This window comes from Microcystis sp. MC19, from assembly GCF_003019735.1.
Taxonomy (GTDB): Bacteria; Cyanobacteriota; Cyanobacteriia; order Cyanobacteriales; family Microcystaceae; genus Microcystis.
In genome coordinates, this window is sequence record NZ_CP020664.1 from 2,202,287 (window position 1) to 2,228,176 (window position 25,890).

The 25,890-nt window shown below is 44.7% G+C and carries 20 protein-coding genes and 1 pseudogene; 8 read left to right on the forward strand and 13 right to left on the reverse strand.

Features of this window, described 5'->3' with window-relative positions:
• The first annotated feature begins 172 nt into the window (after positions 1-172).
• A complete protein-coding gene (gene lpdA / locus B5D77_RS11245; protein ID WP_008206878.1) occupies positions 173-1,603 on the forward strand; it encodes a dihydrolipoyl dehydrogenase in 1,431 nt (476 codons plus the stop codon).
• A gap of 159 nt (positions 1,604-1,762) precedes the next feature.
• Positions 1,763-1,939, forward strand: coding sequence for a twin-arginine translocase TatA/TatE family subunit (tatA, locus tag B5D77_RS11250; RefSeq protein ID WP_002763330.1), 177 nt, complete (start codon positions 1,763-1,765; stop codon positions 1,937-1,939).
• Positions 1,940-2,347: 408 nt separating this feature from the next.
• On the opposite strand, the gene B5D77_RS11255 is transcribed toward tatA, so the two are convergent.
• Together B5D77_RS11255 and carB are read right to left on the reverse strand one after the other, a co-directional pair.
• Complete coding sequence (locus tag B5D77_RS11255) at positions 2,348-3,751, reverse strand: TldD/PmbA family protein (RefSeq protein WP_106908839.1); 1,404 nt, start codon at positions 3,749-3,751, stop codon at positions 2,348-2,350.
• 586 nt (positions 3,752-4,337) lie between these two features.
• Positions 4,338-7,583, reverse strand: coding sequence for a carbamoyl-phosphate synthase large subunit (gene carB, locus B5D77_RS11265; RefSeq protein ID WP_008206888.1), 3,246 nt, complete (start codon positions 7,581-7,583; stop codon positions 4,338-4,340).
• Positions 7,584-7,870: 287 nt separating this feature from the next.
• On the opposite strand from carB, the gene B5D77_RS11270 reads away from it, so the two are divergent.
• On the forward strand, positions 7,871-8,911 hold the full coding sequence (locus tag B5D77_RS11270) for an adenosine deaminase (protein ID WP_106908840.1): 1,041 nt from the start codon (positions 7,871-7,873) through the stop codon (positions 8,909-8,911).
• 71 nt (positions 8,912-8,982) lie between these two features.
• Here the strand turns inward: B5D77_RS11270 and B5D77_RS11275 are convergent, their stop codons facing one another.
• Together B5D77_RS11275 and B5D77_RS11280 are read right to left on the reverse strand one after the other, a co-directional pair.
• Positions 8,983-9,390 (reverse strand): MAPEG family protein, encoded by a 408-nt coding sequence (locus B5D77_RS11275; protein ID WP_008206891.1) that lies wholly within the window; start codon positions 9,388-9,390, stop codon positions 8,983-8,985.
• 8 nt (positions 9,391-9,398) lie between these two features.
• On the reverse strand, positions 9,399-9,905 hold the full coding sequence (locus B5D77_RS11280) for a hypothetical protein (protein ID WP_002741066.1): 507 nt from the start codon (positions 9,903-9,905) through the stop codon (positions 9,399-9,401).
• A 58-nt stretch (positions 9,906-9,963) separates the two neighbouring features.
• Here B5D77_RS11280 and B5D77_RS27715 point away from each other — a divergent pair, with 58 nt between their 5' ends.
• From B5D77_RS27715 to B5D77_RS11300, 5 genes and pseudogenes are all read left to right on the forward strand, one after another.
• Positions 9,964-10,089, forward strand: coding sequence for a hypothetical protein (locus tag B5D77_RS27715; protein ID WP_255348766.1), 126 nt, complete (start codon positions 9,964-9,966; stop codon positions 10,087-10,089).
• 28 nt (positions 10,090-10,117) lie between these two features.
• Positions 10,118-11,359 carry a GNAT family N-acetyltransferase gene (locus B5D77_RS11285; RefSeq protein ID WP_106908841.1) on the forward strand — a complete coding sequence of 414 codons (1,242 nt, stop codon included), beginning with the start codon at positions 10,118-10,120 and terminating at the stop codon, positions 11,357-11,359.
• The gene (ruvX, locus tag B5D77_RS11290) at positions 11,359-11,796 is read left to right on the forward strand and encodes a Holliday junction resolvase RuvX (protein WP_008206898.1); all 438 of its coding nucleotides are present in this window, start codon (positions 11,359-11,361) and stop codon (positions 11,794-11,796) included. Before B5D77_RS11285 ends, ruvX begins: the two co-directional genes overlap by 1 nt.
• Before the next feature lie 87 nt (positions 11,797-11,883).
• A pseudogene (locus B5D77_RS11295) lies at positions 11,884-12,492 on the forward strand (IS607 family transposase).
• Positions 12,470-13,642, forward strand: coding sequence for an RNA-guided endonuclease TnpB family protein (locus B5D77_RS11300; protein ID WP_008206903.1), 1,173 nt, complete (start codon positions 12,470-12,472; stop codon positions 13,640-13,642). The pseudogene B5D77_RS11295 and the gene B5D77_RS11300 overlap by 23 nt, the downstream one beginning before the upstream one ends.
• Before the next feature lie 85 nt (positions 13,643-13,727).
• Here B5D77_RS11300 and B5D77_RS27720 read toward each other — a convergent pair whose 3' ends face one another.
• From B5D77_RS27720 to B5D77_RS11345, 9 genes are all read right to left on the reverse strand, one after another.
• Complete coding sequence (locus B5D77_RS27720; protein ID WP_106908842.1) at positions 13,728-14,579, reverse strand: YgcG family protein; 852 nt, start codon at positions 14,577-14,579, stop codon at positions 13,728-13,730.
• On the reverse strand, positions 14,576-15,838 hold the full coding sequence (locus B5D77_RS11310) for a VWA domain-containing protein (protein ID WP_008206907.1): 1,263 nt from the start codon (positions 15,836-15,838) through the stop codon (positions 14,576-14,578). The genes B5D77_RS27720 and B5D77_RS11310 overlap by 4 nt, the downstream gene beginning before the upstream one ends.
• Positions 15,839-16,149: 311 nt before the next feature.
• Positions 16,150-16,965 (reverse strand): prohibitin family protein, encoded by an 816-nt coding sequence (locus B5D77_RS11315; RefSeq protein WP_106908843.1) that lies wholly within the window; start codon positions 16,963-16,965, stop codon positions 16,150-16,152.
• Positions 16,966-17,120: 155 nt separating this feature from the next.
• Complete coding sequence (locus B5D77_RS11320) at positions 17,121-18,344, reverse strand: methionine gamma-lyase family protein (RefSeq protein ID WP_106908844.1); 1,224 nt, start codon at positions 18,342-18,344, stop codon at positions 17,121-17,123.
• Positions 18,345-18,446: 102 nt separating this feature from the next.
• Positions 18,447-20,006, reverse strand: coding sequence for an HlyD family secretion protein (locus tag B5D77_RS11325; RefSeq protein WP_106908845.1), 1,560 nt, complete (start codon positions 20,004-20,006; stop codon positions 18,447-18,449).
• Between the two features lie 26 nt (positions 20,007-20,032).
• Positions 20,033-21,922: an ATP-binding cassette domain-containing protein gene (locus tag B5D77_RS11330; RefSeq protein WP_106908846.1), complete on the reverse strand. Its 1,890-nt coding sequence runs from the start codon at positions 21,920-21,922 to the stop codon at positions 20,033-20,035.
• 43 nt (positions 21,923-21,965) lie between these two features.
• On the reverse strand, positions 21,966-23,153 hold the full coding sequence (locus B5D77_RS11335; RefSeq protein WP_106908847.1) for a type III polyketide synthase: 1,188 nt from the start codon (positions 23,151-23,153) through the stop codon (positions 21,966-21,968).
• Positions 23,154-23,306: 153 nt separating this feature from the next.
• On the reverse strand, positions 23,307-24,920 hold the full coding sequence (locus B5D77_RS11340; protein WP_106908848.1) for a cytochrome b5-like heme/steroid binding domain-containing protein: 1,614 nt from the start codon (positions 24,918-24,920) through the stop codon (positions 23,307-23,309).
• Positions 24,921-25,244: 324 nt separating this feature from the next.
• The gene (locus B5D77_RS11345; RefSeq protein ID WP_106908849.1) at positions 25,245-25,574 is read right to left on the reverse strand and encodes a hypothetical protein; all 330 of its coding nucleotides are present in this window, start codon (positions 25,572-25,574) and stop codon (positions 25,245-25,247) included.
• Positions 25,575-25,890 lie beyond the last annotated feature (316 nt).

The window sequence follows — 25,890 nt, forward strand, 5'->3', positions numbered from 1 at the left end:
TGATTTTTACCAGAGGTCTAGTAACGACTTGTCCTAAAATTGCCAATACCCAGTTTCAATGCACAAGAGCCTGATGGCTAAAAACTGGCTCCAGTTTTTGACCGGGATAGCACCGCTTGATCGCAGTGGATCGTAAAATGGGATAATGCTAACTTTGAGAGTCAGAGAGACTATGAGTGAATTCGACTACGATTTAATTATTATCGGTGCTGGAGTTGGTGGCCACGGGGCAGCCCTACACGCAGTCAAATGTGGGCTAAAAACAGCTATTATTGAAGCCAAAGATATGGGAGGAACCTGTGTTAATCGCGGTTGTATTCCTTCTAAAGCTTTGCTGGCAGCCTCGGGACGAGTGCGCGAATTGGCCGATAGTGACCATCTGAAAAGTCTAGGTATTGCCATCGGTGGCGTTAATTTTGACCGTCCGACAATTGCTAATCATGCTAACAACCTTGTTAGTAAAATTAGAGGCGATCTCACTAATAGTCTTAAACGTCTCAAGGTTGATACTATCCACGGTTGGGGAAAAATCGCCGGCCCGCAAAAAGTCAGCGTCATCGGGGATAGTGGCGAAAAAATCTACACCGCTAAGGATATTATGCTCTGTCCGGGGTCGGTTCCCTTTGTCCCACCGGGGATCGAGATCGATCATAAAACGGTTTTTACCAGTGATGAGGCCGTTAGATTAGAAACTTTACCCAAGTGGATTGCAATTATCGGCAGTGGTTATATCGGTCTGGAATTTTCGGATATATACACCGCTTTGGGTTGTGAAGTGACGATGATCGAAGCTTTAGATAGTCTCATGCCTGGATTTGACCCAGAAATCTCGAAAATCGCGGAAAGAGTTCTGATTAAACCTAGAGACATCGAGACTTATGTGGGAGTTTTGGCAAAAAGTATTAAACCGGGGAATCCCGTGGCCATTGAACTGGTGGACGCAAAAAGCAAAGAAGCGATCGAAATTTTAGAAGTAGATGCTTGTTTAGTCGCTACAGGAAGAATCCCCGCAACCAAGAATCTCGGATTGGAATTTGTGGGGGTAGAACTGGATAAACGCGGTTTTATTGCCGTTAATGACAAAATGCAGGTAATTCAGGACGGTGAACCGATTCCCCATCTCTGGGCCGTGGGTGATGCTACGGGTAAAATGATGTTAGCTCACGCTGCTTCGGGTCAAGGGGTAATAGCCATTGAAAATATCTGTAATCGCCCAAAAACCATCGATTATCGCAGTATTCCCGCTGCTGCTTTTACCCACCCCGAGATTAGTTATGTGGGTTTAACGGAACCGCAAGCAGAAGTTTTGGCACAGCAAGAAGGGTATAAAGTCGCTGCTGTCAAGACCTATTTTAAGGGAAATTCTAAAGCTTTAGCGGAAGGAGAAACGGAAGGCATCGCTAAAGTCGTTTATCGTCAGGATACGGGGGAATTACTCGGTGTTCATATTATCGGTATCCACGCATCGGATTTAATTCAAGAAGCGGCCAATGCGATCGCTGAACGTAAATCCGTCCATGAACTCGCTTTCCGCATCCACACCCATCCGACTCTCTCAGAAGTCCTCGACGAAGCTTATAAACGCGCTGAAGTGGCAGCATAGAGTCAGTTATCAGTTATTAGTTATCAGTGATCAGTGATCAGCTTCTGAAGGCAAGAGGCAACAGGCACTCGTGCAAAAGACAGAATCTGGCAATTCTCCAAGTTTCCGACTCCTGAATTCTGACTCCTTTCTCTTTTTTTACTTTTTACTTTAAAGATTATGTTTGGATTAGGTTGGCCAGAAATAGTAATTATTGCTGTAGTTGTTCTCCTGATATTTGGACCGAAAAAAATACCCGAATTTGGGGCAGCTTTGGGGAAAACTTTACGGGGATTTAAAGAAGAAATCAATCAAGATGATCAAGAAATTGAAGACAGTGATGAGAAGATGAGATAGATTTCGGCGGGTGCATCTCATTTTTGTAAATCTACTAATTTGGGGTTTTTAAGGGGAAACTTTCTCCTAAAATTGGGCGTTACTTTCGGTTTTATCACTCAATCCAAGCTTTTGGGGGGTTCTACCCCCCAAACCCCCCGTTGGGGGCGTGGCGCCGCCCCCAAACCCCCCGCGCATTAGGTTAACTGTCAGATGCTTACACGCGATTGTTCATATTTTTGTACTAATTTAAGAGTCACTGATAATTGCTGATTGTCGGTATTTTTGCAAATGTGGGATACACCCGATTTCGGCTGTATGAAACTGCGCTATAGCAGTTATCAGTTATCAGTTATTAGTTATCAGTTATCAGTATTAAATAGTAGTTTCCCACTTTCTTTTCACTGATTACTGTTTACTGATCACTGATTACTGAATATCGGCTTCTCCCCCCACCACCACATCGCGGATACGGAGACTGGGGCCACCGCAGCCGACGGGTAAACCACTTTGACCCCCTTTTCCGCAGCCTCCCGACTCATCCCAGTAGAAATCATCCCCAATTGCCTCAATATTGGCTAGGGTTTTAAAGACATTACCGGAGAGAGTAACATCTTTAACGGGTTCAGCAATTTCTCCATCGCGAATCATCCAAGCTTCCCCGGCGCTAAAAGTGAACATTTCGCCGTTAGTCATGCCTCCCTGCCAATTTTGGGCATAAACTCCCGTTTTTATGCCCGAAAATAACTCTTTAACCGCAGTGGTTCCCCGTTCAATCCAAGTGTTGGTCATGCGGACAATGGGCGGATAATGATAATTGAGACAACGGGCGTTACCGGTCGGTTTTTCGCCTAATTTGCCCGCCGTTTCCCGCGAATGCAGTCTTCCCACCAAAACCCCATCTTTAATTAACTGAGTCGTCGTCGCCGGGGTTCCCTCATCGTCATAAAAATAACTGCCCCGATGACCTTCTGGATAGGCCCCGTCAAAGATTTGCAGGTTATCTGGTCCAAAACGTTTGCCCATACTCATCACTTCCAAAAGGTCAGGATTTTCGTATAACATATCTGCCTCGGAAAGGTGGCCAAAAGCCTCATGGACGAACAGACCGGTTAAAATGGGATCGATGACGACGGTGTAGGTATCGCCCTTGACAGGGGGCAAAACTAGGGCTTGTACGGCCCGTTTAGCCGACCCCTGCACCTGTTCTTCTAAATTGACCAGATCCTCGAAAGCTTTTCGGGATCCTGTGGTTTCCCGGCCCGTTTGTACGCTGTCCCCATCCCTAGCGGTGGCCGAAAAACGCATCTCTAAGTCTGACCATTTTTGTTCGATTAAAGTCCCGTCAGAAGTACCTAAAAGAATATGTTGACTACTATCGCTATAACGGACGGAAGTGGTGGCAATACTGGGATGGTGTTGACGCAATACATTATTATAGCGATCGCAGAGGGCTTTTTTATCGGCTAATGGTACTAAACGGGGATCTGTTCCTGTTAAAGGCAATTCACAGGAGATAATTACAGGTTCTACCGGAGCAATCAGGGTTTCTTCTTCCCCAATTAAACGGGCGGCAGCGATCGCATCTTCTAATCGTTCCTGTAAACTGGATAATTGATTAAAGCTGGCAAATCCCCAACCTCCTTTATAACAGGCGCGTACCTGACCACCGATAGCAATACCTTCGCTGAGGGTTTCCACTCGTTCGGAACGCAGTAGAATATTAGTCCCCCGCGCTTCTTCTAGACGAATTGTCAGGAAATCGACGCGGTTTTTATAACGGTTAATCAGTTCACTAATTAGGTTTTTATAGTCGGTGATAGTATCGGTCATAGGAATTATGAATTATGAATTATGAATTATGAATTGGGAAGTGGGGAGATGGGGTAGTGGGGAGATGGGGTGTCGGGTGTGATGGGGAAGTGGGGAGATGGGGTAGTGGGGTAGTGGGGAGATGGGGTGTCGGGTGTGATGGGGAAGTGGGGCATTTGGCTGAAATTTCCCTAAATCCCTATATCCCCTTTCTAACTGATAACTGATAACTGATAACTGATAACTGATAACTGATAACTGATAACTGATAACTGATAACTGATAACTGATAACTGATAACTGATAACTGATAACTGATAACTGATAACTGATAACTGATAACTGATAACTGATAACTGATAACTGATAACTGATAACTGATAACTGATAACTGATAACTGATAACTGATAACTGATAACTGATAACTGATAACTGATAACTGATAACTGATAACTGATAACTGATAACTGATAACTGATAACTGATAACTGATAACTGATAACTGATAACTGATAACTGATAACTGATAACTGATAACTGATAACTGATAACTGATAACTGATAACTGATAACTGATAACTGATAACTGATAACTGATAACTGAAATTAGGCGAGATAATCCTGTAAAGCTTTCACCTCTAAAGGTTGGGATTGCAGGGATTTTAAGGCCGCTACCGTCGCTTTTGCCCCGGCGATAGTGGTGATAATTGGTAACTTATAATCGAGGGCAGTACGGCGAATTTGTCGGCCATCGTTTTGGGATTCTTCACCACTGGGAGTATTGACAATAAACTGAATCCAGTCATTTTTGATCCAATCGATAACGTGGGGGCGGCCTTCGTGAATCTTTAGCACTAAATCGATATTTTCGCAACCGTTTTCTAACAAAACTTCACGAGTTCCCGAAGTGGCGACGACGCGAAAACCGAGGGATTGCAGATCCTTAACCACGGGAACCATGGGGGTTTTATCGCGATCGTTCATCGAGACAAAAACCGTCCCACTGGTGGCTAAAATCACGCCGGCGGCCATTTCCGCTTTAGCGAAAGCTTTGCCAAAATCGCTGTCAATCCCCATTACTTCCCCTGTAGAACGCATTTCTGGCCCTAGGAGAGTATCAGCACCGGGGAACTTCTGGAAGGGTAAAACCGCTTCTTTTACGGCAATATGACGGGGAATTGCTTCGCTGATGATACCCAATTCTGCTAGGGTTTTGCCCGACATGACGAGGGAGGCAACTTTTGCTAAAGGAACTCCCGTTGCTTTGGAAACGTAGGGAACAGTACGACTAGCGCGGGGATTCGCTTCTAAGATATAAACTGTCTCTCCCTGCACCGCATACTGGATATTCATCAAACCGATTACTTTTAAAGCTTTCGCTAGTTCCACCGTCCATTGTCGAATTGTGGTTAAAACCGAGGCGCTCAGGGACGTATGGGGGATAGAACAGGCAGAATCGCCCGAATGTACGCCCGCTTGTTCGATATGTTCCATTAATCCCCCGATAACTACCGTTCCCGTGGCATCTGACAGGGCATCCACATCCACTTCGATGGCATTTTCGAGGAATTTATCGATTAAAATCGGGTGATCCGGTTCTATCTGTACCGCATACTTCATATAGCGTTCCAATTCGCTATCGGAATAGACGATTTCCATTGCCCGACCGCCCAAAACGTAGGACGGACGTACTACTACAGGATAACCGATGCGTTTAGCCACTGCTTGGGATTCTTGGAAACTGCGGGCAATACCGTTGGGGGGTTGCCGTATATCTAATTGTCGGAGGATTTTTTCAAACCGTTCCCGGTCTTCGGCAGCATCGATCGAATCCGGTGAAGTTCCCCAAATTTTGGTATTTACGGGACAATTAGGCGATTCTAAATATTTTTGCAGGGGAACCGCCAGTTTTAAGGGAGTTTGCCCACCGAATTGAATAATTAAACCCTCTGGTTGTTCCGCTTCGATGATATTTAAGACATCTTCTTTGGTCAGGGGTTCAAAGTAAAGGCGATCGCTGGTATCGTAATCGGTGGAGACAGTTTCCGGGTTAGAGTTAACCATAATCGTCTCAAAACCGGCTTGACTGAGGGAAAAAGCGGCATGACAACAACAGTAGTCAAATTCTATCCCCTGGCCGATGCGATTGGGACCACCACCAAGGATCATCACTTTGCGTTTATCGGAGGGTAAAACTTCCGATTCCACCTGTTCGTAGGTGGAATAATAGTAGGGTGTTAGGGCTTCAAATTCCGCCGCGCAGGTGTCCACCATTTTATAAACGGGAACAATACCTAAACCCTTGCGATAACTTCTCACTTCGTCCTCGCTGCTGTTGGTGGCGAAGGCGATTTGGCGATCGCTAAAACCCTGTTGTTTAATGACGAATAGGTCCTCTTGGCGGAGACTTTTCAGGGGAGTTCGTTTGAGAAACTTCTCAGTTTCCATCAAATCGGCCAATTTATCGAGGAACCAGGGATCGATCCCGGTTAGTTCGTGGATTTCCTCCCCATTCATGCCCAATTTAAAAGCATGATAGATACTATAAACTCGTTCGGGGTTAGGTGTCCGCAAACTAGCCCGGACTTCCGAGAGGGGGGGGAGAGTTTCGACTTTATCGCAACCAAAGCCAAAACGGCCTGTTTCTAGGGAACGCAGGGCTTTTTGAAAGGATTCTTGGAAAGTTCGACCGATAGCCATGGCTTCCCCGACGGATTTCATCTGGGTAGTTAGAATCGGTTGGGAGCCGGGGAATTTCTCGAAGGCAAAGCGAGGAATTTTGGTGACGACGTAATCGATAGTCGGTTCAAAGGAAGCTGGGGTTTTTTTGGTGATATCGTTGGGAATTTCGTCTAAAGTGTAGCCTACGGCTAGTTTAGCGGCAAATTTAGCGATCGGGAATCCCGTGGCTTTCGATGCCAGGGCCGAAGAACGGGATACCCGGGGATTCATCTCGATCACGATTACGTCGCCGTTAGTGGGATTAACGGAGAATTGGATGTTCGATCCGCCGGTTTCTACGCCAATTTCCCGAATAATTGCCTTAGAATAGTCCCGGAGGCGTTGGTATTCTTTATCGGTTAGGGTTTGGGCGGGCGCAACCGTAATCGAGTCGCCGGTATGGACCCCCATGGGGTCAAAGTTTTCGATCGAACAGATGATCACCACGTTATCGGCTAGATCGCGCATTACCTCTAATTCGTATTCTTTCCAGCCAATTAGAGATTTTTCGACGAGAATTTGCGATGTGGGCGAACAATCTAGACCATACTGGGCCATCGGTTCAAATTCTTCTTGGTTATAGGCAATACCGCCCCCCGTTCCCCCCAAAGTGAAGGCCGGCCGGATAATGAGGGGATAGGAACCGATCTGATGGGCGATAGCTTTTGCCTCTTCTAAATTGTTGGCAATCCCCGAAGGACAGACGGGAACACCGATTTTTTCCATTGCTTTTTTGAATAGTTCCCTATCTTCGGCTTTTTCAATAGCGGGAAGTTTTGCCCCGATCAATTCGACGTTATATTTTTCTAAAACGCCGCTTTTGGCCAAAGCGACGGCGGTATTTAGGGCCGTTTGACCCCCCATAGTCGGTAGAATCGCATCAGGACGTTCTTTGGCGATAATTTTTTCGACAATTTCCGGCAGAATTGGTTCAATGTAGGTGCGATCGGCCATTTCTGGGTCGGTCATGATCGAGGCGGGGTTAGAATTGACTAAAATTACCTCATAACCTTCTTCTCGTAGGGCTTTACAGGCTTGAGTTCCGGAATAGTCGAATTCACAGGCTTGTCCGATGACAATCGGGCCAGCACCCAAGATTAGGATTTTCTGTAAGTCATCACGGCGTGGCATAGGCTTAGGTTTGCTTGAGGATAAACCCCAATCATTGTATATGTTGTCACTCTCTATTCCCTAAAGCTTTATTTAGGTTTAATGACCTTATTCTAGCCTTCAGCCTTGAATCAGTGATCGGTGATCAGATCTGAGCCTTGCACTAGCGACTGTTCACTATCTCCCCGCTCCCCAACACCCAACCGATCACTGGATAGGTACTAATAATATTTGGCAACAATTGTCAAACAATTGTAAAACTTCGTTATATTTAAGGAACATTTGAGAGACTAAGGAGCAGCGGAGTTGTGGCTTTATACGCAGATTTGCATCGGCATTTAGGGGGATCGGTAGTACCGAGAATTCTCTGGCGCTACTTTCACAGACATGAGCGGGATTTAGCGGCTAAATTCCCAGAATATCGCGCTTTTGAGGAATTTTACACCCGCGAACGCAATAGTTTAGATGAGTATTTGGAATTACATACCCTAGTCGAAAGTGTTCAAACCGCCCAAACTTTGCCCTATTTTATCTATCGTCTGATTCGCGGCGCTTACATCTTCGAGAATCTTGCCTATTTAGAATTGCGCTATACTCCCTACTATCGCACCGACGAACATTTGAACCAAACAGAGCGAATCGAGCAAATGCGATCGATTGTCGATATCGTCGGTCAAGCCTCGAAAATGAGCGAATATCCGATTATTACCAGTCAAATTCTCTGTATGCACTCGCGACTTCCCTACGAAGTCAACAAAGCGATCGTTGATCTGGCCCTAGGGATGAGAGAATACGTCTGTGCGATCGATATTGCTGGGGGTGATTCCCACTACCAAACTCGACTAGAGGAATTTGCCGGTTTATACAGTTATGCCAGGGAACAGGGTTTAAATACCACCGGCCATCTTTACGAAACAAAGGACGGTTGTTATCCCCAATTACTGCCCTATCTGCAAAGAATTGGTCACGGTATTCAAATTCCCCTACAATATCCGGAATTGCTGCCGGAAGTTGCCCGTCGTCATCAGTGTTTAGAAGTCTGTCCCACCACCTATTTAAAAACTGGCACCCTTGAAAGTTTATCGCAATTAAAGATAGTTTTTGATCGCTGTTTTGAAGCGGGGGTTGATATTGCTATCTGTACCGATAATGCTGGTTTACACAATGTCCGGCTGCCCTTCGAGTACGAAAATTTACTCACCCTAGACGTGATCGATTTTCGACAATTACAAGCTTGTCAAGATGCGGCTTTTCGCCATGCTTTTGCCTGGCCCTATAGTCAAAAACCCGCCTCACTTTTAACTGGTTTGTTATCAGTAGATAATCCCAAATTACCGGTTTATCACTGACAAAATTAACCTTAGTTCGGGTTAGGCAACTTTTAACCCGATTTCCTATCGGGGTTTTTGCCCCTCCCGAACTACTGAATCTTGATTAAACTCAACCCAAAGAGAGTATAGGTACACAGAGAACCAAGACCGAACATCAGGGAACGAGCGATCGGGACATTAGTGATATAAAAAAGGGAAAATAAAAGCCGGAGGATCACGAAAGCGATCGCACAGGTAGCGGCCAGGGATGAGGAGACTCCTGTAACGTAGGCCATGAGAGCGGCGGCACTATAGATCATAAAGGTTTCAAAACCATTTTGATGGGACCAAGTTGCTCGTTTAGCGTAGTCTGGGAGTTGGTCGAACATGGCCCGGGGGGCGGAGGTATCGTAACCCACCTTAGCCCTAGCGTAAGCGACCAGCAGAAAAGGTAGATAGACAGAGATAGCGGCAGCCACTATCGAATAGAGAAGAATGGCACTGACGGAGAGATTCATCGCTGAATTTAGTCAAAATAAAATAGGGTAACTAGCTTGCGTTGATCTTCCGCTTCCGCGCAGGTTTGCAAAAGGGTTTGACTGTCGTGGAAAGCAAAACAGATTAACTGTTGACAACGATTAATAATCTCCCGATTACAGAGGCTGCTGGCTTCCCCTAGGGATAGATGGTCATTTTCGGGACATTCCACCAGATGGATAACCTGCTGGAGTTGTTCTTGGGATTCCAGGGGCTGGCGATCGAGACTTTGGGGTAAGATCACGGTTAACAGATTAGGATCTGCCCGCATTGCCCCCTTAATGACGGCGGAATTGGTTCCCGTCGCCCCGGAGGTCATAATCCGATTGCCCGCCAGCACGAGGGCATAGGCCATCATTTCGATCAATTGCTGGTGTGTGATGGGAACGTGACGGGAACCCAATAAAGCGACGCGCTTAGAACCGGTCTGCTGAATGGCGGCTAGTTCTTGAGCTAGAGTGTCTAGGGTGTTAGTGGTATCTACAGATTGACTCAAAGACTTTTACTGCAAATTCGGACTGATTAACCGTCCGTTATTGTAGCATCGAATGGTCATGATCGGAAATTTGGCCCAAAAAACCCCAGCTACCGATCGAGGTGTTCTTTCTGTGGTGGTCCCCTATGATCCCTCAGAAATTGTTATTGGTGGGGAAGTGCCTCTAGATTCTACGGTAAGATAGGTGCATAGACAATACTTACCCCAGAGCCATGAACACTTCTCCTGTTCCCCAAGGGGACGATTTCAGCGATCGCCCAATCCGTCCCGTACAATATCGGGATTTGGAAGACATTGAAGCTTTAACCCTAGATGACTTCGATGAGGAGATCGATCGTCGCGCCCAAAATTTCCGCACGCGGGTGCAACAGGTGCGGCCTTGGTTTGGGTTGTTTAAAATTCTCAGTCTTTTTCCTAATCCTCTCCAACACCGTTTTCATGTCTATGTGGCTGAGTCCATGGCCAATCGGGGAGAAGAGGGGAAAATTCGCGGGGCCATCCAAGTCACCCCTTTTAATAGTAGTCGCAGCACTTGGCGGGTGGAACAGGTGCGGGTGCATCCGGCGGAGTCTTTAAGCGAACCCAAGGGCATCGGGGCGCAATTACTGCGTTATTGTCTAGAAACGGTTTGGGAAGCGCGCACCTGGGTGTTAGAGGTTAATATCAATCAAAAGGACAGTTTGGCGCTTTTCCGGCAACACGGTTTTCAGCCTTTGGCGGAATTAACCTATTGGTCTTTGCCGCCGCAATTATTACAGGAATTGAGCAAACAAGAGGCAGATTTACCGAATTTACTGCCGGTGAGCAATGCTGACGCTCAATTGCTCTATCAGTTAGATTGTGTGTCTATGCCGCCCCTACTGCGTCAGGTATTTGATCGCCATATCCAGGATTTTAAAATCAGTTTAGTTGATAGTTTGTTCGGTCGCTGTCAAAGTTGGTGCGGCGGTCCACAAATTAGTCGCGGTTACGTTTTTGAACCGCAACGAAAAGCGGCGATCGGTTATTTTGAATTAATCCTATCTAATCAGGATGAGCGACCCCATCAAGCGAAATTAATTGTCCATCCTGCCTACACTTGGCTCTATCCTAAGTTATTAATCCAGATGGCCCAGCTCGCTCGCAAGTATCCCCCTCGATCGCTAGAGTTGATATCTGCCGATTATCAGCACGAAAGACGGGAATATCTGGAACAATTGGGAGCGATCCGCAGTTCCCACACCCTGATGATGTCGCGCTCGGTATGGCACAAAATCCGCGAAACTAAGCCAGAAAATTCCGCCCTCGCAGAAATGCTGCAGGGTTTACAATCGGTGCCGCGAACTCCTATCCCTAGTCGGATGTCTTGGTTAAAATGGCCTAATAATCCCCCCCTGGACCCCCTCGACAGTCCGGGGGAACTTCCCCCAGTTAAACCGCCCTCGGAACCCCCCGATCAGGGGCATCCAGTGTAATGGAAAGGGTCGCCGCCTTGGGCTTGGATATCGGCAAAAAACGGGTAGGAGTGGCAGGATGTGACGGCACCGGTTTAATCGCCACCGGTTTAACCACGATTATCCGTTCTTCCTTTGTTGCCGACATAGCACAGTTTGAGGCAATTGTCAAGGAAAGAAATATTAAGATTTTGGTAGCGGGACTGCCCTATACCATGGCCGGGGAGTTAGGATTTCAGGCCCAACAGGTGCAAAAATACGCCCAGAAACTAGCGATCGCCTTAGATTTGCCCCTAGAATACATTGATGAGCGTTGCACGTCCCTAGAGGCGGAAGAATTCTTAAAAGCCAAAAAACAGTTTTCCTCTTGGGATAAGGGAGCGATTGATCGGCAAGCGGCGGCGATTATTTTACAACAATGGCTCGATCGCCGACGGCGAGTTAATACTGTTGTTTGAGGAGATAACGGCAAGGGTTAATCACAGAAACCAAAAACCTAACTAATACTATCCAAAATTACTCATGACTTATGCTATAATAGCTTTATGAGTAAGTTAACCAGATCAGAAGCTGCTAAATTAAAAGGTGCAAGCGTATCGACATTAAGGCGTTGGGAGTCTGAAGGGAAACTAATTCCAGAACGGACTGCTAATGGGCATCGTCGTTATACAGTCTCTCAGTTGCTTGGAGTAAAAGAGAATCTTTCCTATACTGTTGGCTATTGTTGTGTTTCTAGTCATGATCAAAAGAAAGATTTAGAACGTCAAAAAGAAGTTGTCGAATTGTTTTGCGCTTAAAACGGTTGGCAAGTTGAAATTATAGACGACTTAGGTTCAGGACTTAACTACAACAAAAAAGGATTAAAGCGATTAATTTGATTGATTGTTGATAGTAAAGTAGAGAGATTGGTCTTAACTCATAAGGATAGATTACTTAGATTTGGTAGTGAACTAATCTTTAGTCTGTGTGAGCAATTCGGAACTGAAGTTGTCATTATCAATCGAACTGAAGACAGTACATTTGAGGAGGATTTAGCGCCAGATGTCTTAGAAATCATTACGGTATTTTCCGCTAGATTGTATGGCTCTAGAAGCCATAAAAATAGAAAAATCGTAGAGGAGTTAAGAGACGTTGCTACTAGGATTCAAGACTGAGTTAAAACTAAATAATCAACAACGCTCATTATTAGCCCAACACGCAGGAACCGCACGTCATGCTTGGAATTGGGGTTTGGCTTTAACCAAGCAAATTTTAGACCATAATCAAGCTAACCCTGATGAAAAAATCAAGTTTCCTACGGCTATTGACCTTCATAAATGGTTGGTAGCATTGGTAAAATCAGAGCATGATTGGTATTATCAAGTGTCTAAATGCGCTCCCCAATGGGCGTTAAGAGCTTTATCCGATGCTTGGAAAAGATGCTTCAAGAAGATAGCTAAACCACCAAATTTCAAGAAGAAAGGTAAACAGGATAGTTTCACTTTAGATGGGAGCATTAAAATTGCCCATCAAAAGATAAAAGTTCCTGTGATTGGTTGGTTAAAAACTTACGAGCGGCTACCTGATGGATACCAGCCAAAATCTGTTACTATTAGTAAAAAAGCTAATAGGTGGTTTATTAGTTTTAAGATGGAAGTTGAACAGCAAACAACCAATAAAACTCATGATGTAGTTGGTTGTGATCTGGGAATTAAATCTTTGGCTACTTTATCGACAGGTGAAACGTTTGAAGGCTCTAAAAGTTATCGTAAATACGAAAAACAATTAGCCAGACTTCAATACTTGAACCGACATAAGGTAAAAGGTTCAAATAATTGGAACAAAGCCCAACGGCAAATAGCTAAACTTCATTTTAAAATAGCTAATATCCGTAAAGATACGTTACATAAACTCACCACTTATTTAGCCAAGAACCACGGCCAGATAGTAATTGAGGATTTAAATGTGTCTGGGATGATGGCTAATCACAAATTAGCTAAAGCCGTTCAGGATATGGGTTTTTACGAGTTCCGAAGACAACTTGATTATAAAACTCAGTTGTATGGTTCGGAATTAATCATAGCCGATAGGTGGTTTCCTAGCAGTAAAACCTGTTCCAATTGTGGGTACAAAAAAGAGTCTCTATCTTTAACTGAAAGAGTTTTTGAGTGTGAGCAATGCCATGTAGTTTGCGGTCGAGACTTGAACGCTAGTCTAAATCTAGCTTCTTTGGCGGTGAGTTCCACCGTGTCAGCTTGTAGAGTAGATAGTGCCGACACTACTACAGTGAAGCAGGAAGTTAACGTCAAATTTGCTCATGAGTAGATTTGAGTAAGTTTAACAGAACGGAACTGGTAGCCAAAGCCTCTATTGACACTCCCCGAAGCGCTCATGGGAGGGAGTGTCAACTCTACCAATCACCGCCGCCGCCACCCCCACCGCTACTGCCACCGCCGAAATCACCACCATCATAACCGCCACCACCATAACCACCACCATCATAACCGCAATAGTCGCTATTGCCGTTGCTGCCGCCACCGCGGCCACCTCGACCATTGCCACCAACGGCACAACGAAAACAAACAAGACATAGAATCAACATCGAGGGAAAAAACACCCCCACGATCAGGATAGCCAAAACAAGATAACGAGTGGACATTGCGATTTGAGGATTAAATTCAGTTTGAGGCTTAAATTCAGTTTGAGGCCTAAATTCAGTTTGTCGCAACCCATAAGCACCACGGAGAAACCCGCTCACAACTGTTACACCTGCTCGAATACCCTCTTCGTAGTTTCCCGTTTTGAAGCTGGGAATCATGTAGGTGTAGATAATATCCTTAACCTGAGCATCGGGTAAAAATCGTTGGACTCCATAACCGGTCTCGATTTCTATCCGTCTATCCTTGGGGGAAACGAGGATTAAAACCCCGTTATCTTGCGATTTTTTGCCGATTTTCCAACGATTAAATAGGGCTGTGGCGTAGGCTTTGGGGGTAGGATAGGGTAAGGTATCGGGGACGGTGACAACAGCAATTTCTGCGCCGGTTTCTACCTCTAATTTGGCTATGTCACCGGAAATTTGCGTAACAGCCGCCCGACTTAAAAGATTAGCTCGATCGCTCACCCATAATCCCCCTTGCGGATTTAGTGTCGGTATTTGTTCGATGGGAATAGCGTTGACTAAGGGGGGTAAAATAACAGGGGGAAGAGCGAACATTGTCACCAGAAAAATTCCTAGGGGCAAGGGGCGAATTTTAATCATTTTCCTGTCTCTCCATCGGTTTGTAGTCTTGTTTTAGCAATAATGCGGGTTTTCTTTAAATCTCCTTCGCTCAATTCTTCTCCCACCTGTAAACGGGTGGCATTAGTTTGGAGGACAGTGGCGGCGTTTTTTTCTCCCAATTGTAAGGCAGTTTTGGCCGCGGTTTGTAGCATGGTGGCGGCGGCTGCTCGATCGCCCTGTTTTAATTTTTCTTCGGCGATTTGGGTTTGACGATATTTGGCTAAAGTCAGAATCGATTTCTGAACTTGATCGTTTAATTGGGATTGATAGAGAGCTTGGGAGGTGATATCAAGGCTAACAGTCGCACTTTCTAGCCCTTTTTGACCGGAAGCGGGATCATCGTAGCGAATCTTCACCTTAGCTATGGTGTGAGTACCGGGGGGAATTTGGTCAATATAGAGATTGAGGAGGAGAATTTTTTCTTCATCTATCATTAAATCCCCCAAACGGGTGATGTAAAAATTGCCCTCTTTTTGTAGGCTCATTTCTATGGTTTCTGGGGCAACTTGGGCGATGGGTTTTAAGTCGGCTAAATGAGTCCGAGCATCTAATTCTAATTGCAGGAAAGCGTTAGTTAACCGCACAGATTGCAGCCGGTTAAATAGACGGGTAAATTCAATTAAAGCCTGTTCAGGTCTTTCGATATAGGATAAACTTCCGCCGGCGATATCGGCAATTTTTTCTAGGACATCTTGATTCCAGTGATCGCCAAAACCGAAGGTATTTAAGGTGATACCGTACTCAGCCGCTACTCCTGCCAATTTTAAACAGCGTTGATTATTTCCGTGTTCATTTTCACCATCGGTAAGCAGAAAAATATGAGACACATAACCTTTGCTGCCGGTAGAAATTTCTTGAATGCCTAATTTTATCCCTTCATCGATCGCCGTACCTCCTCCCGCTTGTAATTGTTGAATTTTTGAGCGAATTAAAGTCAGATCATCCTGTGGCGATTGGGAGGGAAGAATAACTTTGGCGCGATGATCGAAAGCTATCATCGAGAGACGATCATTAACACCGAGGGATTCTATTAAACTTAAAGCCGCTTTTTTGACCGTTTCTAGGGGTTTTCCCTGCATAGAACCGCTATGATCGAGAACTAAACCAAGATTAATCGGTAAATTCGTGTTGATCTGTTCACTGGTTGCGGCGATCGATAGCATCAGTTGACGTTGACTGCTGCTTTGATTAGCATCGATATTACTGTCACTCAAGGCTGATTTTAGAATTACCCGCATAAGAGCTTGTGGTCGTTGATATTTATATTGTAATGAGTATAGTTAGATTTGTGGTTATTTTCCCGTCCGGCATCGAGTTAAAAAAGTTCGAGAAGTGGCTGCATCTCATTTTTGTCAATCTACGATACTCACCTGTGGTTGTTCATATATTGGGAATAATTTAAAAATCACTGATAATTCCCGATTGTCGATATTTTTACTAAGTTAAGATGCAGCCCCAGCAGTTCTTGTGGGAAATTTTACCTTAGCCAGTCGGCCCTATTCTTTCGTGGAAGTCGTGGTAAAATCTCTTTAATGCGAACTAAAGTTATTTACTTTTTTTGAGATGATAATAAATTGGAATCGATATTGATCAGGGGAAGGGAGCCTGAACCAGCCATGACGATAGGAAAACGTCCATCCCACTTTTCGATTGCTCGTTGTTGTAAAATTTCTGCTGTTAGGTTTTGGCGCAATAGTTTTTGAGCTTCTGCCTGTCCCTTCGCGCGGTTGATTTCCGCTTTAGCTTCCTGTTCTGCTTGTTGTGCGCGAAAAGCAGCTTCTTGTGCCTTTTGTTCTGCTACTTGTTTGGCTTCAATCGCCGCGTTAAACTCTTCGGAAAAACCAAAATTAACGAGAGATACATCATTGATAATTATCCCATAACGTCTTAATCTTTCGGCGAGGGAAGTGTCAATTTCACGCTTGAGTTCTCCTCGCTCTTGCAAGATATTCTGTACGGGACGTTGTGCTGTTGCCGCTTTGACAATTTCCGATACTGCTGGATTTATAATACCAGAGACAATCACATTTATATCCCCAACTTGTTGATAAATCTGATTAACTTTGTCGGGGTTGATGTGCCAGTTAACGATAATAGTTGTTTCCACATCTTGCAAATCTTTAGAAGCTCCTTTTGCCTTTACTTCCGTTGTTTGCACTCGAACGTTGAGGGTCTTGATCTTGGTGACAATCGGTATAACAGGATGAATTCCTTCATCGAGGATTTGTTTTTGCACTTTGCCAAAGTACATGACAACGCCGCGTTCGCCAGTATCAATAACGGCAAAAGGGCGCAGTATGGTAGTAAAAGCTAATATTAAAATTCCCCCCGCTATGAATGGGAACATATTGCGATTGTAATTCATGACAACTCCTTAGATATTTGATCGGTTTTATCGTACCACTGTTATTATAATCCTGTTTAAAAAGTATGGGAAAGTGGGGAGAAACAATCCATAACTGAGTTTTTAAAGTTCGATTGGGATTAACTAGAGGAGAGAAGGAAAGTGAGAGGACCGGTTTAAGATAAAGCGGCGATCGCTTGTTCTAGGGCTAGGGAAATATGAGTCCAATGGGTTCCCCCCTGACAAAAAACGATATAGGGTTCCCGGAGGGGTCCATCGGCGGAGAATTCCGAGGTGCTACCATCGATAAACGTGCCACCAGCCATCACTACTTGGCTCTCATAGCCCGGCATTTGGGCAGGAATGGGGTCTAAGTAGGAACCGATGGGAGAATAGGCTTGAATGGCTTTACAGAAGGCGATCAGCTTATCGGGAGAACCGAGTTTAATTGCTTGAATAATATCGCGTCGAGGCACAAAAGGAGCAGGATTGACCGGATAACCCAACTTATCACCCACATAGGCGATTAAATGACTGCCTTTCATCGCTTCTCCCACCATTTGCGGCGCTAGAAACAATCCCTGATAGAGAAGACGATTTTGGTCAAAAGTTGCCCCTCCCTCCCCACCGATCCCCGGTGCTGTCAGACGATAGCAGGCCATTTCTACTAATTCCGCTTTACCTGCTATGTATCCCCCGGCCGTAACGATTGTACCTCCGGGGTTTTTAATTAGAGAACCGGCCATTAGATCTGCCCCCACATCGGTGGGTTCTTGGGTGCTGATAAATTCTCCATAGCAGTTATCGACAAAACAGACCGTATTCGGGTTTTGTTGTTTAACTATACGGACAATTCTCTCGATTTCGTCAATAGACAAACTCGATCGCCAGGAATAACCGCAGGATCTTTGAATATGTACTAAACGGGTTTGGGGTTTAACTGCTGTTGCCAAGGCCAACCAATCGATCGCACCAGTAGAATCTAGCTCTAATTGCCGATAACTAACGCCAAAATCCTTTAAAGAACCTTGACCACTGCCCCTAATCCCAATTACTTCCTCTAGAGTATCGTAGGGCGCACCGGCTACCGCTAACATCTCATCCCCCGGTCGGAGAACCCCATACAAGGCACAGGCGATCGCATGGGTTCCTGAAACAAATTGTACCCGCACCGCTGCCTTTTCGGCCCCCAGGGCTTGGGCGAACACTTGATCTAAAGTATCCCGTCCCAAGTCATCATGACCATAACCGCTAACACTAGCAAAATGATGCACCCCGACGCGGTTTGCACGGAAAGCAGCGAGGACTTGACGGAGATTTTCCTTGACCTGTGCGTCAATTTCCGAAAAGATGGGGAGTAGGGCCTTTTCTGCCCTGTGGAGTAGAGAGGGGATATCCATCAAACAATAGACTGTGATCTGTATTGCATTTACCACGCCTACTGATCATACAACGCCAGTCCTTGCGCTTAAAACAGTTGCCAAGGTTGACAATAGGGATGATTAGAGCGGCCCACCTGAGGGGGGTGAGGCTCCCTGTGGTGGGGCACCGGGGGGAGGGCCACCAGCAGCCGGTTCATTACCCCCACCACCAAAGAGACTTTGCCAAGAAAAACCTTGGCGTGGTCGGGTGTCCGAGGGTGGATTAATTAAGATATGTTCGGAGCCATCGAGTCCGCTTTTAACTTCGGTACGATTGCCGATAGTAACGCCAGTGGTAATGGGGACAAATCGGGGTGGTTGGTTAGGTGCACCGACAAAAACACCGGTTTGCTCGTTCTGACGGGTAACGGCAATAGTGGGTACGGTTAAAGCGTTTTTCAGTTGGCCGACTTGGAAATCGGTAGAAACATTCATTCCCGCTTTTAATTCCCTGGCCGCCTTTTCTTCTAGGGTCACTTTCACTTCAAAACTGGTGACATTTTGTTCTACCGTTGCTTGGGTGGCAATCAGAGAGACTCGTCCATGAAATACTTTATCTGGATAAGCATCGGCTGTAATCGTCACCTTTTGCCCAACCCGTATCTTATCAATGTTTTTTTCTGCTACATTGCTGACCACTTCATTTTGTGAAACCAGGGATAAAATCGAGGAAGAAGTGGCCGAAGATACGGAACTGCCGGTCGTAGTAGGAGCGACAAAGGCCCCCGGTTCAGCGTAGACAAAAGTAACCACACCGTCGAAGGGTGCTTTAATGATGGTATCCTCAATCTGAGTTTTGACATTTTGTAGAGAACCCTGAGCAGTGGTCACCTCCGCCCGTGCTTGATCGATTTCCTCCTGTCTTGTTCCTGCTTGGAGAAGGTCTAAGACCTGTTGTTGATTTCTCACTTCCGCCTTTGCTTGAGCAATTTCTTCCGAGCGAGTTCCTTCTTTAAGGAGAGATAGCTTTTCTTGGGATTCAATCACGGCAGCCTGGGTGCTATCCCTGGTTGCCAGTTTTTCGTTTAAAGTCTGTTGAGATATGGCTCCTTCGTTGAAAAGTAGCTGATTGCGACGATATTCATCATCAGATTTTTTGAAAATGGCTTTTAACCCTTCTAAACGAGCTTTTTCTTGGGCAATTTCCTGATAACGATTACCAGCCATCAGTTTTTGTAGGTTTGCTTCTATTTCTTCCAGTTTTGCTTGGGCCTGAGCGATTTCTTGGGGACGATTACCAGCGATTAGTTTGCGGAGATTAGCTTGGGCTGCCGCTAGTTTGCCCTGGGATTCTAATAATTGACCCTGCCAATCAGAATCGTCCATTTTAGCAATTATCTGTCCTTTTTTGACAGTATAACCCTCATCTACTAGCAGTTCCTTCAAAATTCCTGCTGTTTTAGGACTGACATTAACCACTTTTTCCGGTTCCACAGTGCCATTAGCGGAAACGACGACGGTTAGATCCGTCCGTTCCACGGCTACAGGCAGCGGACGGGAACTAGCCCGGTGGGGGAGCTGCCCAAACTGACGATAGGCGAGAGCAATACCACCAATGGCTAAAAATAAAGTTAGTAATCCCAATGCCCAGCTAATTGCGGGCTGTTTGTTAAGTTTTTGGAAGGAGGAACTATCTGACATAGTGAGTAAGAAACTGGTGGGTTAATTTAGAGAGAACCTGATTGTTGAACAGTCTGTTCCGATTCCACAGCACCATAATCGAGCTTAATAATATGATCGGCCAGATGAAAATAGCGCTCATCATGGCTAATAACAATAACTATTTTTCCTCTTTCTTTCAGTTGTAGCAGTATCTGTTTATAGAATAGTTCCCTAAAACGGGGTTCTTGGTCGGCGGCCCATTCATCAAACAGGTAGATAGGACGATCTTCTAAATAGGCTGTTAATAAAGCCAGTCGTTTCCTTTGTCCTTGAGATAGTTCTGTGGTGGATAAAACTCCATTTTTTACCGTAACTTTATGGGCTAATTGCAGTTGCATCAGATAATTTTCTACCTCTTGATCGAGATTGGGGCGATCACAACCAAGAAAACTATCGAATAAGTAAAAATCATAGAAAATTGCCGAGAAATGTTGACGATACCACTCCACATTATCTTGAGTAATACGTTTACCATTGAGATAAATTGCTCCCGATAGGGGTGGGTATAGTCCTGTAATTAGTTTAGCTAAAGTTGACTTGCCGCTGCCATTGCCGCCAATAATAAAGATCAGTTCCCCTGGTTGCCAAGAAAAGCTAATTGGTCCGAGCAGAAACCCTTTTTCATCTGCCCTTGGCGGTGGTGGTGGGTTGCCTTTTTGAGAATAGGGGGGATGGGATGGAAAGGGAATTAGTTTCCTCTCGGAGGAGGGGGATTCTGGTGCCAGTGGCGGTAAACCATTGGCAGAACCTTGAGAAAGGCCTTCGGGGGGGAAAGGTGGATGACCTTCGGGGAAACCTTCGGGGGGGAAAGGTGGATGACCTTCGGGGAAACCTTCGGGGGGGAAAGGTGGATGACCTTCGGGGAAACCTTCGGGGGGGAAAGGTGGTAATTCTGGGTGATAGAGATAGGTGACAGCTTGAAATTGTAGTTGACAGGAGGGACTGATGGATAAAACTAGGGTATCTGCTTCCGAGAGACTGGAGAGAGATAATTTCATCCTTTCAATTTTTCGCAGGGCAATATTTCCCCGGACTAATTCAGGAATGCGATTGAGCATATTCTGCATTGGCAAGGCGATGAAAGTACCAATTAAAACATAGGCGGCCAACATGGTTAAAGGAATGTCTAAAAACAAAGGTAGAATGAACAGAATAAATCCCAAACTGAGAAACTGAGATAGTTGTCCAAACCCGTTAGCGATCGCAAATCTTTTCATCGCTTTGGTATTTAGTTGCCGAAGCCGTACAGCACTACTCTGAAATTCCTTCTCCATAAAAGCCTGCCTTTTGGACTGATTGAGCTTGAGTTCTTTGATGCCGCTCATCAAGGCTTGAAAATCCTTAAATAGGGTGTCTTCTTCTTCCCTCGACTTAAAAAATAAACGTTCGGCTTTATTCAGGATCGTTTGCACAAACCAGATGGCACTAACAGTAGAAGCTATCGTTAAGACGAAAAGGGCATTAGATAGCCAAGCAAAGTAAACGAAACAGCCTACAACTGTAGCAAAATCTACACAGATATTCGGCACGGATGCCACTGCATGAGTTAGGGTATGAACATCATCGGTAAAACTAACCAAAAGACGATTTTCCTTCAGTCTCTCTAGATGTTCTAAAGGAGAGGACAAAATATTTTTACTCAATTTCACTCGCAGTTCATAGATAGCATTCTGTGAGAGAAAAATCAGCACAAATTGTGAGATAATGCTGGTCACTATAATAAATATCGCCAAGATGCTAAAGTATTGTAGAGCATTGACCGCATGACCCTCATGGACTTCTCGATTAATCAAAGAAATTAAAAGGGCGTTGCCAACACCGCTAACTAAACCTGCTACGATAGCAATAGTGATATGTTTCCAGGATATGGCCAGCAAAAATCTCAAAAATTCCATTAAGTTTGTCCTCCTGTCCGGTGATAGATTTTCAAGGGTGGGGTTAAATCTTCTCTAGGAGAATTCCTTCAATACCGACTCCTGGGGCAAAAGAGAAGGCCAAACCTGTCAAAGATGCGGCGTTTTGACGAGTAACTCCGCTCTTATTTTGTTTAAGAGCTTGCGTCTCACATCCTTGTTCTAATCTTAAGATCATGCGTTCCATTACAAATAAAACCGCACAACTAAGTAGGTTGCCGTATTGACGGAGAACTCCCCAACTATCGGCCACTTGTTCATCATTTAAATCTAGGGAAAGTTGCACTTTTTCAATAATTTTTGTCCCTCCGGGGTGAACCATCCATAAATCAATATCTTCCTTGGTTATCTGATGACTATTCAGAAAATTAGTAATAATTCGACCGACACCAGACTCAATATAATCAGGTAATTGACGGGACAGCAGACAGGTAATACCATTGTCTCTAATGCCTAAGGTAATGCCGTCTTCGGTATTTTCAGCCAGATAACTAAAATTATCCCGAATGACAAATTTTCCTCGACCTTGTATTTGTTCTGGTTCGTAGGCTCCGATTACTACTGCTGCACAACCATCACCAAAAATACTATGAATGATAATGTCATTTAAATCATCTTGAAAAACGGCATTAATAGAACTTAATTCTAAACAAATTACTAAAGCTTTGTGTTCGGGGTTGGCTTTTACATGATCACAGGCTACTCGTAAACCATTCATTGCGGCTGCACAACCCATAAAATTAACTGGCACTCTAGCAATGTTGCGTCGAAGTCCTAAACTTTTAATTAATTGAGCATCTATACCCGGAGCCACAAAACCTGTACTGGTGACGAATACGATTAGACCAATAGAATCTTCGATCTTTTCTGTACTCAAAGGATTATGCTTTTTCTGTTGCTCCGATGCGGCTAAAAGCACTCTTCTCGTCACATCTTCTGCTAGGGGAAGCCCATATTTTTCGTACATTTGCATTCGTTGTTCAATAGTTCCCTTTTCTCGACTAAAGTTAACAGTTTCTTCCGTTAATAAATTAATCGCTAGATGCCTAGTGTCAATACGGGTATGTTCGTAGATTTTTTCGATACGATGTTGATTCTTCTCTAGACCTTTGAGGTTAGCTAAAAATTTAGCGGCATCCGTTTGTTGGACAAGATTGCCAGGAGTGCCAGTGGCCAGACTTTCAATAACAGGTAAAAACTGAGGAGATTGCATGGCAAATATCAGAACCAGTTTAGGTATTATAGGGAGGGTTTCTGTCAACCAATTGCCTGGAAAGCTAGGGAAAAGTCTGGGTCTTGATTATATCCGTAATATGCCCAATAATTTTCCCGAAACTTGCCGCCCGAATTTCTAGTTTTTGTCGGATCAAATCGAACCAATACCAGCCCAACCTTTGACAATATAGTCTAGGGTTGTTCCTAAGGCTTGCGGGTGAAAATGTTCTTTCAATAAGCCCAAGTCTTTCTCTTTGGCTAATCGGGATGGCACGGCTAGATAGTGTTTAATTAGCGCTGGTAGGCGATCAAAAAAGAAGTTTTGAGGTGCCGCCCATTCAACTCCGAATTTTTCCGATTCTTCCCGGACAATATCTTCACTGATGATATTGGCAAAACCACTTTTTTGTTGGGGAAGAACGTGATGCACCCGGTGGGGAGCCAGGCCTGCCGAGAGAAAACAGTCAATATATTTATTACCTACCATGGTCAAATCGTAGGAATTTTTAATCTGCATAACCGCCCAATCTTGGGTTTCCCATTGAGGTGGTGCCATAGGGTCTCTTGGCGGTTCTTCGGCTTCAAAATCATGACTAGCCACAATCATAAAAGTGCTAATCCAGAGGGTAAGGAAAAACTGCGCTAACCAAGCCCAAAACTGACCGTACAGACAAAAGATAACCAGTTCGATTAATAGTAATAAGTGAATACCAAAGCTACCTAAAAAATGTGGAAATCCCAGCTGCCAACTGCCATACATATCCTTAACACCTGCTTTAAAAGCGAGGATACATAATTCGATAATGCGAACAAACATTCCCGTAACCACATGGCCTATTTTATGGAATGTATGAACTGGAACCCGATAAAAACGAGGCAATTCTAACATGAAGGTGAAAACATTCTTTTTGATATCAACATCGGTTTGGGTAAAGGGATGATGCAGTAAAGTATGACCGTCTGTTACTACTAAAGCGAGGGGAACGTAGTTAATATCAAAAATATTGGCAAATACCTTGTTTAATCCCACTTGTGGCCGATGAATTAGGTAGTGACCTACCCCTGCTAGGGCAATTCTTAGCATAGTGATGAGAGGCACAAATAGGTAAATCGGCATATACTGTCTGGCCTCTAAGTACAGCCCTTGCACCACAAAATAGAGAAGAAAAAGACAGATACTGATAACATTAAACAGAAAATCCATGCGTTCCACTTTCTGTTTAAATTCTGGAGAGTAAACTCTGGCTTTAATCTTATTTAGCAATTGTTCTGGGTTGCGGAAATCATAGCGAGGGGTATCCCGCCAACCGTTGAAATGCTCTTTAAATAAGAAGGCAGGAGCGTTGTATTTAGGATGAATATGCTCTGGTCTTCCCTGTTGTCCAAGGGAATATTTTTGCAGGACTTTTTTGACTCTTTCAGGATTGGGATGAAAGATATTGACAATCGTGGTTATATCTCTGTTCTTGGTACGTCCAATAAAAAATTGTCCCCCCGGATGCTTGGCAATAAATTCCGTGAGATCATAGGCTTCTCCTTCATAAATCCAGACATTCGGCAAGGGTGTACCGTCGGGGGGATGGGGCGGTGGTTCGTTATCTCCCTGTAAGGGGGGTGGCATGAAGGGACTGACTCCACCTTGATTATGGGGCGCTCCCCGGCCGGCATCTGTGGGCGGCAAGGAGGGCATCATTCCCGACTGATTAGGAAATGGTGTTGGTGCTGGAACGTTTTGAGGAGTATTGATTTCTGGTTCTGAGTTCATAGTAAATTTTTATCCTCGTTTGACTATATTTTCTCTGGCAGAATCCTGACCTAAGCTGGCGGGGAAAATCAAGATAACGCTCTCTTAAGTCTCTGGGGTTGTGTAGATAGGGATTGACCGAGTAGGATGGAATCTAAAAATGTTTTTTTGAGAGGTGCTCAAGGTAAATTCCCAGGGCTTATAGAGGGAAATAACTATGTGATCAGGGAAAAATTAGGAATTGCCAAAATTGTTGTATCTCAAAAAAACGGTATACAAGTTCTTCGGCAACTATTACATTTCTGCTCTTTGGTAAGCAGACAAGCAACCGAAGAACCAGACCAACTAGGGCTGACTCCGTTCAAATACTCGTAAGATTAAATAACCCAAAGCGGCAATTTCTGGCGGTGAGTTTTGTAACATCCCCCCTAAAGCTTGAGCCTGTTCATCATTACCGAGTAATTGTTTTAAGAGTTCTTGATCTTGTTCTGTTAGACGCGGTAGATTAGCCGGGGCTGCTCCAGTCGGTGCAAAGGGCTGCGGTGTCCCCGGAGGATTGTTCTGGGGTCCACCCGGTGGAAACCCTTGATGCGCCGGGTGAGGATGACCTTGAGGCACACTAGGAGGAGGGCTTTGCGGGGCAGCGGGGGGGTGAGGATGTCTTGGTGTTAACATTGATTGATTTCTCCTTATATTTACTGTTTAGTTCTTTTATTCTATTCTCACTATTTTAAAGTGATTCCAGATCTTGTTTATTTCTTAATAATTGCCTCTCTTGAGCTAAAGAGTTTTAATCAAGTACCTAGTTGAGATAACTCTCGGAAAGTGGACAAAATTGGATACATTCATCTTTAAATGTGGACATAGTTGGAACTTACCGATAAAAATAGCAGTTGATAGTCAACCAGCACTGAAAAAATTTACTTTATATTTGTTAACATAGTGCCATTTTTGACATTCCATTGCTTAACCTAATTTTTAGGGCAAAATT